Source organism: Syntrophomonas wolfei subsp. methylbutyratica (genome assembly GCF_001570625.1).
In the GTDB taxonomy this organism is placed as follows: Bacteria; Bacillota; Syntrophomonadia; order Syntrophomonadales; family Syntrophomonadaceae; genus Syntrophomonas; species Syntrophomonas methylbutyratica.
Genome location: NZ_BBQT01000018.1, coordinates 61,632 through 69,815, shown reverse-complemented (window position 1 = coordinate 69,815; position 8,184 = coordinate 61,632). Strand labels below are relative to the sequence as shown.

6 protein-coding genes are annotated in these 8,184 nt (G+C 41.4%); all 6 read left to right on the top strand.

Going from position 1 to position 8,184, the window contains the following annotated elements:
• Positions 1–32: 32 nt before the first annotated feature.
• The 6 genes from AWB54_RS12015 (at position 33) to AWB54_RS11990 (ending at position 8,182) form a co-directional block, all read left to right on the top strand.
• The gene (locus tag AWB54_RS12015; protein WP_153014723.1) at positions 33–341 is read left to right on the top strand and encodes an AAA family ATPase; all 309 of its coding nucleotides are present in this window, start codon (positions 33–35) and stop codon (positions 339–341) included.
• A 195-nt stretch (positions 342–536) separates the two neighbouring features.
• Entirely contained in the window at positions 537–1,109 is a 573-nt protein-coding gene (locus AWB54_RS12010) for a hypothetical protein (protein ID WP_061214837.1), read from the top strand.
• Between the two features lie 125 nt (positions 1,110–1,234).
• Positions 1,235–1,426, top strand: a complete 192-nt coding sequence (locus tag AWB54_RS12005) for a helix-turn-helix domain-containing protein (RefSeq protein ID WP_061214836.1) — start codon at positions 1,235–1,237, stop codon at positions 1,424–1,426.
• A 24-nt stretch (positions 1,427–1,450) separates the two neighbouring features.
• A complete protein-coding gene (brxF, locus tag AWB54_RS12000) occupies positions 1,451–1,882 on the top strand; it encodes a BREX-3 system P-loop-containing protein BrxF (protein ID WP_061214835.1) in 432 nt (143 codons plus the stop codon).
• A gap of 11 nt (positions 1,883–1,893) precedes the next feature.
• Positions 1,894–5,604, top strand: a complete 3,711-nt coding sequence (locus tag AWB54_RS11995) for a DUF6079 family protein (protein ID WP_061214834.1) — start codon at positions 1,894–1,896, stop codon at positions 5,602–5,604.
• A 4-nt stretch (positions 5,605–5,608) separates the two neighbouring features.
• Positions 5,609–8,182, top strand: a complete 2,574-nt coding sequence (locus tag AWB54_RS11990; RefSeq protein WP_061214833.1) for a DNA methyltransferase — start codon at positions 5,609–5,611, stop codon at positions 8,180–8,182.
• Positions 8,183–8,184 lie beyond the last annotated feature (2 nt).

Here is an 8,184-nt window from a genome sequence, read left to right as displayed (position 1 = left end):
CGATAAAATAATTGCTGGGATATGGACAACCCTTGATTCGCAGCAAGTTAGCCTTGAATGTGAATAATCCTTTAAGGCAGCGGATTGTAGTGAAACATATGATGAGTAACATGCAAAAAGATGAATTAGGAGGGTATCTGAAAACCCGTCTGGCCTTTGGTGGTACACATGAAGAACTTTTCACGGCACCATCGATGGAAGCTATTTATGGCGTTACCAATGGAGTACCACGGCTGGTAAACAGCCTGGCTACAAATTGCCTCCTGTATGCTTGTGAGAAAAAGCAAAGACAGGTTGATGAAGAAACTGTCTATCAAGCTCAAAGTGAATTGAATTTCTAATCTTACTACCGGTCAGCCGCTGGAGTTATTTGATTCTGGCGGCTTTTGGTTTAATCAAATTGGATACCACTTTAAAATGAGAAATGAAATATTTTTTAATGGGCTAATCTGCAAAATTAACTCATAATGGCTCAATATGAGGTGGTTTTAATTTTAGAATTATGGCAGGATTAATGTGAGAATTCACAATTCTTCATGTTGAATGATTTGATACCGGATAAAGTGGACGAATTTATTTTCATTCCTTATCTCGAAGGATTGTTTGACAGATGCGATAAGGCAGAAGGCTACTGGACTTTTCTTGACGAAATGCATCCTATTATAGAATATGATACGGGCGAAGTGCCAATGTTCTTCAAACGCCCGCCGAATTCATTTTTATTTACATGTTTGCTTTCTCGCATTAAAAGGCCTACCCGTGGCTCGTATTACGAACTGAAAGACCTGCCTGAATATGACGAGTTCATAGAAACTACATATTACTGGTTACCGATAGGAAGTGATGAGGACGAAGTTGACATTGTTCCAGAAAACCGAATTCCAAGTGAATATATTGAAGCTCACGGTGAGCCGGAAGTTGCAGGACGACATTTTGAAGCTGAATTATCCACTGTGTTGGAAGATTCTGAGTACTACAATACGTTTATCAAACTTCTCGATGACGACAAATTTATATACAAAATTCAATACAATCTTGCACGGAAATGTCTTGAGGATCTTGAAGTGAAACGGAAATCTTCAGAAGCATCGTTGTTGGATTTGTTATGATGGGGCATACTAAAGGTTAATCAAACTATTTCATATCAAATCATACTAAAACATTGTAGTTCTAATCAAGATATGCTATTATAATATGGCATGGACTGTATGTACAAGAAAGAGGAGGAACAGACATGACTAATGAACCTGAAAAATGGTCAAGTCTCGAAGAAATTGCTGAACATCTCGGTGTAAGTAAAGATACAATTAGAGCTTGGATAAAAAAAGAAGTGATTCCGTATCGCCGCATCGGTAAACAGTATAAGTTTAAAATATCGGAAGTGGACGCATGGGTCGATAGCGGAGAGAGTGCGAAAATCGAGTAATATGAGAATGGGAGGCGATCAAGAATGGGTACGACTATAAGACGTCGAGATTTCCCAGCGGTCATTAAGCAGACGCGGCAAGGTGTGTTCGTGTTAGCTCACAACGTGACCGTGCCGGTAAATGCTTCTGTCGTGAATGTTGGGCTTCTACTTAGTGAAAGGATGCTAAGGGTAAAAACCGAAGGTTTATCCACCAGTATCACAAGTGAGCTGGATAACATTTTAGACGAAGACCACGGCGACATCCTCCTTACAAACACAGACATCCTCTTTGCTCCAGAATACGGACTGGATGTGATAAAGCTACTTCTGCAGCTTGGCAGAAACCAGCGACTCTATCTACCATGGCCGGGTGAAATTGTTGGAGAAAGATTGACATATTCCGAACCGAGCAGATTTGATTTTAAAGAACACAACGTCAAGGACTATGTGGATACATACGTCGTCTTGAGATAAGGAGCGATAAAATGAAGTATAGTGATTTAATTCAATTTGACCCGATTGTTACGGTAATTGAGCTTAAAAGCGCAGATGATAATGAAAAAGCAAAAGAACTCGTGCGTAGCTATGTAATGAGTGACAATATGGCTGACCTTGTTTCTACTAAAATCATTTCTCAGTTAAAATTGGAAGATGTCGTTGATAATAAGGGCGTTTTAGTAGTTGGAAACTATGGTACAGGTAAATCTCACTTAATGAGTGTTATTTCTGCCATTGCTGCAAATTCCGCGTATCTTGAAGAAGCACAAAACGAGAAATTCCGTGCCTCCGCTAAATCTATTGCTGGTAAGTTTGAAGTACTACGTATTGAAATAGGCAGCACGGAAGCGTCTTTACGTGCCATCATCACGGGTAACATCGAGCAGGATTTGGCTCGACGTGGCATTACCTATAAATTCCCCGATGTCGGCAACATTACAAATAACAAAGATGCACTTATGGCAATGATGGCGGCTTTCGCTGAAAAATACGGCGAGAAGGGATACCTCATCATCGTTGATGAGTTGCTGGATTATCTAAAAGGCCGCAAGGATAATGAGCTGATGCAGGACATCGGCTTTATGCGAGAGCTTGGTGAAATTATAAAATCTACTCGCCTGCGTTTTGTCAGTGGTATTCAGGAAGTCTTGTTTGAAAATCCAACTTTCCATAATGTATCAAATTCGCTGCTAAAAATGAAAGATCGCTATGAGCAGGCTCTTATCCGTACTGAAGATATTGCTTATGTTGTAAAACAGCGTATTCTTCAAAAAACACCGGAGCAGAGAGCCATGATACGCGAGCATTTGACTCCTTTCTGCCCGCTTTATCAGAGCATGGCGGAGCAGCTCGACGAATATGTGGATTTATTCCCGATACACCCTGCTTATATTAGTACATTTCAACGGATGGTAATCGTTGAAAAGCGTGAGGTGCTAAAAACCATCTCGGAAACAATTAGTGAAATTATCAATAAGGAAATTCCAGCGGGTCAGCCGGGAATTGTTTCTTATGACACATATTGGAGCCGTATTAAGGGAGACCCAGCAAAGCGCGTTGAACCCGCTGTCCATGAGGTGCTACAAAAAAGTGGCGTGTTGGAAGACATCATTCAACGTTCTTTCCCTAAGCCAGCATATAAGCCTATAGCACAGCAGATTATTGCCGCACTAAGCGTCCATCGTCTGACGACTGTCGTACTCGATGCAAAGCTCGGTTTAACTGCGCAAAACCTGAAAGATGAACTCACTTTGTTCATTCATCTGCCTGTCATGGAGGAGGATTTCCTGCTCACCACAGTTGAAACCGTTCTTCACGACATCATGAACACTGTCAGCGGACAGTTTATTGAATATAACAAAGATAATGGTCAGTATTTTCTTGACCTTAAAAAGGATGTTGATTACGACAAGAAGATTCAAGAGAAAGCGGACTTCCTCGGCGAAGACCGTTTGAATCAATATTTCTATACGGTTATGTACGATGCTGCCGATTTGCAGCTCACTGAACACGTTACTGGCCGTAAAATATACGAATATCGAATCAACTGGACGGAGAAAAACATCTTCCGTGAAGGGTATCTATTTATGGGATTGCCAAGTGGAAGACCAACGGCACAACCTCCGCAGGATTTCTATGTATATATGCTCCCATTGTTTGGCTCAAAAATAATAGATGAACCAAAGGAAGATGAGGTTTATTTCACTTTCCAGAACAGCGAAAAGTTCACCCCGCTTTTGAAAGAATATGCTGGTGCCAAGGAAATGGAAGTCATGTCTGCTCAGGGTGAGACTCGCTCCACCTATGCAAAACGTGCTACCTCCACGCTCAGAGATATTCGCCGTTATCTGGAGGAAAACAAAACAGTCTGTTTTTACATTTCATACCTTGGCACTGAAAAGCCAGTGCTGGAATACCTGCGCGGAGCTCGCATGAACGAGATTACCGTACGCGATGTTATCAGCATCGTGGCATCTAAAGCTCTCAGCAGCTATTTTAATGAGCGTTACCCGTATTATCCTGTGTTCAAAAAACCTGTAACGAAGGATAATCAGGCTACGATGCGGGCTGAAGCTATTAACGCCATCGCAGGTAAAGCAACTCAGCTCGGGCAGTCGCTTCTCGAATCCCTTGGACTGCTTCTTGATGGTAAGGTTCGAGTAGAAAACTCAAAATATGCTGCGCATTATCTTCAAAGATTAAAGCAGCTTCCTGAGGGTGGTGTTCTAAATTCGTCCGATATCATGACCTCCCTCAATGGGCAAGACATGGTTGACGAAAAATTCCGATTGAGCGTTATTTGGACATCAGTCATTTGGACAGCTCTGGTCTACAGCGGGAACTGTGTCCTTGTCGGTCCTGACAACAAGCGTTATGATGCAACGAATGTTGAGGAATTTATCAAGAATCCCAGCATAACGTATGACTTTAAACGTCTCGAAAAGCCCAAAGCGCCTGCCGTTCAGCTTTTGCGTCGTTTGTTCAATATCATATCTATCAATGATGGATTGATTGTTAATCCTAATTCTTGGGATGATGGTTGGCAGGAACTCTATAAACGTAGCAAGGCGCTCAGTGAGGAGACCTTCCGGTACGATAAGCTTTTTAAAGGCTCTTTATATCTGTGGGGCGACCAAATCGTGCCAACAAACCTTGCAGAGAAATATTGCCGCGAGATGGATGCGCTCCGCACTCTTTATAATGATGTGCAGAGTCGCTGGAGCACGCCTGCGAAACTGAAGAACTTCGACTATTCCGACGAGCAGCTTGATAACCTAACGCGAGGCATCGATGCTCTGGCAATTGCTCATACCATAGAGGATTTCAAAGCATCGGTTCAGGATATCATGCAATATCTCGCAACAGCCGAAACGATGGTTGGTGGAAATGCTACTCTCAAAACCCGTTTCCAATCGGCAAAAGATAAATATCTCGCGATGCGCGATGAACTAATGGATGTTGATTATGACACAGACAAAACGGATGCATTGATAGATGAGCTGGAAGCTTTAAAAAAGAGTTACATCGATTTCTATCTTGAGCAGCACAAGCTATATCGTCTTGACCATGCAGGACTTAAGCGTAAGCAAACCATCATAAACGGTGGCCAGATGTCCAAGCTCCATCAATTGCTTGGTATTAAGGATATTCTCTCCACTGGTCAATATCAAGAACTTTTGAATGTGCATCTTAACGGGCTAAAGGCTTGCTATGAATGTACAGCAACCGAACTTCAGGCAGCACCATTTTGCTCTCACTGTGGTTATAAACCCGGAGACAAAGATAAGCCTGTCGTAGGAAAATTAGATTATATTGAAGAGCAACTATCGAAACTCGTTTCCTCGTGGACTGCTGCCATATTCAGTGCGGTAGATGACCCGATGCTGGACCATGATAAAGCATTGCTCTCAAAACCGAAGAAGAAAATCATCGAGGAACTTATATCGACGAAACAGCTTCCCAAAAATATTACACCTGACTTTGTCTCAGCCGTAAACGAGCTGCTTTCAGGTCTTGACAGTGTCGAGGTTGATCCTGAACGTTTAGAACGCGAGATGGTTTCTTGGGGGCCGGTGACTCCATCAGACTTCAAAAAGAAGATGGGTGCACTTATCGAAAGCTACCTCGTAGGTCATGATGAGGAAAAGACACGACTTGTTGTAAAAACAAAGTACAAAGAAGATTCCGGGGAGGTCTAAAGAGATGGAAGAAAGAAAACTTACAAAAGAAGATATCGACCGCGTGCGCAATATCGAAGGTTTCCCAATTGCGAAGGATGAGGACATCATTGCACTCTCTCGTCCTCCGTATTACACTGCCTGCCCGAATCCATTTATAGAGGATTTTATTCGTGAGCAGGGCACACAATATGATGAAGAGACAGATGGTTATCATCGGGAGCCTTTTGCCGCGGACGTAAACGAAGGGAAATATGACCCCTTATATAAGCTTCATTCATACCCTACAAAAGTGCCACACAAAGCTATAATGCAATATATACTTCATTACACCGATCCTGGTGATGTGGTCCTCGACTGTTTTTGTGGCACTGGAATGACTGGCTTAGCTGCGCAATCATGTGGTCTTGATGATAAAGAACTTATACTGCAGTATGCTTCGACAGAAACAAATCGTAAATGGGGAGTAAGAAAAGCAATATTGTGCGATTTATCGCCTACGGCTACATATATCGCAAGTAATTATAATAGCAAGATTAATGTACATGAGTTTCTCTTATTGGCTCGTGGAATATTGAGTGATTGTGAAAAAGAATACGGGTGGATGGATAAAACATCACACTCTTTTGGATCATCTAAAGAATCGCGTGGGAATATAGAATATACTGTTTGGTCAAGAATATACATTTGTCCAAGCTGCAGTAAGAAAATAAATTTATGGGAAAATTCTGTTGATTATGATTTCCAAAAATCTATAGGTAAAGCAAAGAAAGAATTTGCCTGTCCTCATTGTGGTGCACTATTAGATATAGCATCAATGGAAACATCGGTTATTAGCGAATATGATGATGTCCTTGGCTGTCCGATAAATATCATTGAACAAGTACCTGTACTAATTAATTATTCTTATAATGGAAAGAGATATGAAAAAGTACCAGATCATGAGGATTTATTACTTATTGATAAAGTAAAGCAAACAAAATTCAAGTATTTTGTTCCCCACAGTGAAATACCCTATATGCATCAAACGCATCAACGTAATAATCTTGCTGCGTTAGGAATAACACACGAACATCATCTTTATACACGAAAGACTATGATGATATATTCGTATTTATTTAATAGAGCTGAAGAACTCCAAATTGAATATAGAAATCGTTTTATGTTTTTACTTTCAGCATGCTTTAATAGAACAACACGCCTTGTAAGATATATGGCTCAGCATAAGGAAAAAAATGTTGGCCCTCTTTCAGGGACCCTTTATTTCCCACCAATTTTTGGAGAAATTAATGTTTTGAAAAACATTAATTCAAGACTAAAAAAGATGGAAACTGCTTATAAGGTCGATTTTGTTGATGAGTTTAACAATGATAGTTTTATCATTTCTACACAGTCGGCAGAGAATATTAAAATCCCGGAAAATTCAGTAGATTATATTTTTGTTGATCCACCTTTTGGTGAAAACTTAATGTATTCAGAGCTTAATTATTTTACTGACATGTGGTTACGAGTGTATGGAGCAAATCAAAGTGAAGCTATAATAAACAAAGCACAGGGTAAGGGGTTAAGCGAATATCAACAGCTGATGTCTAAATGTTTTCACGAGATGTATCGTGTTCTTAAGCCACACCGCTGGATTACAATAGAATTTCACAATTCGCAGAATTCTGTTTGGAATGCATTGCAAGAAGCATTACAAACTGCTGGGTTCATAATCGCTGATGTGCGTACCTTAGATAAGGGTAAAGGTACAACTAAACAACTGATTTACTCATCTGCCGTTAAACAAGACCTTGTTATCTCTGCCTACAAACCGAGGGACTCCTTTGTTCGGCAATTTACCGAACATGCAGGCGACCCGGAGATGGCCTGGGAATTTGTAAGCCAGCATTTACAGAATGTACCAATAGCTCCGGATTCCACAGGAAAAATCGAAGTGGTCTCTGAACGGCAGGATTACTTGCTTTTTGACCGTATGGTTGCTTATCATATTATGAACGGAATTCCTGTTCCGGTAGATTCTCATACTTTCTATGCAGGTCTTCGGGAGAGGTTTATACAGCGTGATGGAATGTACTTTTTGCCAGACCAAGTCAACGAATACGACGAGCGCCGCCAGGAATTGGAATTGCATGATGAACAGCTTTCTTTATTCATAATAGATGAAAAGAGCGCGATCATCTGGTTGAACGCCCAACTAAGTCACGCGCGTCAGACGTATTCGGATATACAGCCGAAATTCCTTCAGGACTGGCACCGCAGCAAGTTCGAACAGATGCCGGAACTCCTTGATATGCTCAAAGAGAATTTCCTCCAGGACGACGACGGAAAGTGGTATGTACCTGACCTTTCAGATAAAGCCGACCTCGAAAAACTGCGTAGGAAACGTCTACTTAAGGATTTCTACGATATTTACGCAAAAGGGACCGGACGTATCAAAAATGCCCGTACCGAGGCAATCCGAGTTGGCTTCGACGAATGTTGGAAGGAACGGAACTATTCCCTTATTGTAAAGGTCGGTGACCGCCTGCCGGAAACTATCCTTCAGGAAGACCCCGCACTGTTAATGTATTATGATAACGCTGCAAATAGAATGTGAGG